Below are 2,499 nucleotides of genomic sequence, written 5' to 3'. Positions count from 1 at the left end.
GCTAAGATCATCTCCGGTTTGCCCGTCCCCCACTGGTACGGTCCCAGCTTGTACTTCACCATCTTCAGTTGTTCGTCGCTCATCTCTCTCGTCGCCCGCGGCATATGCCTGAGATTCGGCATCAGATATTCCTGCATCGCGTCGTACAGCCTCAGCATTTCCAATGGAGTCTTGTGACTGTCCTTCGACATCGCCGTCGGCAGTTTGTCGTATACCTTCATCGTGATCTGAAAGTCCTCTTCCGTCAGTCCCTCCACTATGTACATCTGTCTTATAAAGTCTTCCTCGATCTCCTCCGGCTCCGCCTCCAAGCTCTCCGGCAGCAGAATGTACTCGTGAAAGGTCTCCTCCGACGGATTCATCCTCTCCTCGGGACTTAGATCCGAAAAGTCGGCAGATACGGACTCAAGCTCACAAATCCTTGTCCTGCCGAGAATAAAATTGCCCGAAAATTCGGGCTTTTTTACTGGAAAATATTGAGTGTATACTGTATAATATACACACTCAATCACCGCCACAGAGAAAACTATGTCTCAGTCCGAAACCCCGATCAAAACGCGCATTGTCCGCGTGAAGCACAAAAATGGCACGACGTACGTCGAACGACGTCAATTCCAATATGATCCGAAACGAAAGTTCAACGTGCCCGTGAAATCCGAAAGGATTGGCAAGATTTGCCCGGAAACGGGGGAAATCATCCCCTGCCGTCCCAAGCGAAAGGCGGAACCGGTGAACAATCAGAGCGCTGACATTGCGCCCAAGGCGACTGCCACTCGCACGAACACCGGCGGCACCGATTTGTTGGAGTGGGCCGGTCGTACATCGGGTTTGGACGCTAAAGTTCGCGCTGCTTTTTCTGCTGAAGGGATGGCTCAGAAGATCCTTTCGGTTGCCCGCTATTGGGTGATGACCGGGTTGGCTGTGAATCGAATTGGGACCTGGCAGCTCACGCACGACCTGCCATACCTGCCTGGTATGACTCCGGACATCTGCTACGCACTGTTTGATGATCTGGGGCTTAACGAAACGGGCATGCAGAGGCTGTTCCAGGCACTTGCCAACGATGTCGAAGAAGGCTCTCCGGTGTTTGCACTTGACAGCACAACGACGTCGAGCCATTCGAAAAATCTTGAACCGTATATCCGTGATGGCTTCAACAAAGCCGGTGACGGCTTGGCTACGTACAAGCTTGTGACGTTCTACTCAATCGCTTCCCGTCTCCCGGTCTCCTTTGAGATGCAACCCGGCAATATTTCCGACGTGTCGTGCGTCACCAACGCCATTAAACGCGCGCAGAGTTATGGGCTTCGGGTGCCCGAATTCATTCTGGACAACGGGTTCATGAAGCGCGACAACATCTGTGCGCTACTTCGTAACCACATCCAGTTTACGGGGCGCGCAACGCTTTCCGACAATTGGGTTGGCCACTCTTTGGACGATGTAACGGATGTCGAAGGGAAAAGTCTGCGTGCACAGTTCGAGGATTGGACCAACGTATGTCCGTTCGATCACAGCATTCATGGCGTCAGCACAACGCAGATGATCGAATTTTCGTGGGCGAGAGAACGCAAGCGCGGAGAGAAGGATGTCGGGCAGACGGAAAGTCAAAAATTTAGGCTTTACATACACTTCTACCTGAACATCAACAAGGCGCACAACGCAGCAGAAGAACTGAAGAATCGCATACTGAACCTGAAATCCGCTCTGGAAAGCGGAACCGCCCTTGAGTCTCTCTCCGATGCGGATCGAAAGCGCGTCGAGCGGTTCCTGATCCTTTCGCGAGCCGGCCGCGGCGGGAAATTGAAGGTAGCTCTCAACAATAACGCACTTCAAAAGGCCATTTTGAACTCCGGGATCTTCTGCCTGGTCAGCAATAAGCATAAGGACAAGTGGGCTGTCCTTAAGCGCTACCGCATGCGCAACCGAATCGAAGACTCCTATCGTACGTCGAAAAACGAACTCGATGGTGACAAGGCTCGCGTCTGGAGTGTCAACAAGGTTCGGGGCAAGGAGTTCTGCAGAATGGTGGCGCTTGGGTACCATTTCTATCTGCAGGTCGCCGTCAATAAGATCAAGGCGAAGGCCAAGGAACGGGCCATTGACACGGCGTTGACTCAGGAAGATCGCAACGCCTACGCCAAGCTCGGCAAGTGGCTCGACACAATGACGCTGCACCAGATCTTGGATTGGTTTGATTGCGTGGAAACCGTCACCGTGAAAAATAGCAACGCCCGTAAGAGGTGGAGCACCGAAGCAACCAAGCGAGATCAGCTGTTCATCAAGATGCTTCGCGAAGAACGGCACGTGGATCCGTGGACGGACGACGATTTGGATGCCATCCCGGGCGAGTCCCTGGATTGAGTCAGTATTTCCAGACTTTCAGGATAATATTGATCGTCAGATGCGCCCTCAGGATCTCATAATCCGCTTAGGCGGTGATGAATTCCTAATTCTCCTCATACCCATGATCTTTAGATATAACAAATATAACTATTTGAT

General features: G+C 52.2%; 2 protein-coding genes. One reads left to right on the top strand and one right to left on the bottom strand.

Translation table 11 applies throughout. The features are described from left to right. On the bottom strand, positions 1 to 518 hold a 518-nt coding region (locus tag ACT6Y9_RS10415), incomplete at its 3' end, for a hypothetical protein (RefSeq protein WP_443744483.1). Positions 519 to 528: 10 nt separating this feature from the next. Here ACT6Y9_RS10415 and ACT6Y9_RS10410 point away from each other — a divergent pair. Continuing rightward, positions 529 to 2,361, top strand: coding sequence for an IS1634 family transposase (locus tag ACT6Y9_RS10410; RefSeq protein WP_443744482.1), 1,833 nt, complete (start codon positions 529 to 531; stop codon positions 2,359 to 2,361). The last annotated feature ends 138 nt before the right edge of the window (positions 2,362 to 2,499 follow it).

The sequence above is a fragment of the Sutterella sp. genome, assembly GCF_052272535.1.
Lineage (GTDB): Bacteria > Pseudomonadota > Gammaproteobacteria > Burkholderiales > Burkholderiaceae_F > Sutterella.
Note: the sequence above shows the minus strand (reverse complement) of the source record. Positions and strands in the feature narration are given on the sequence as shown.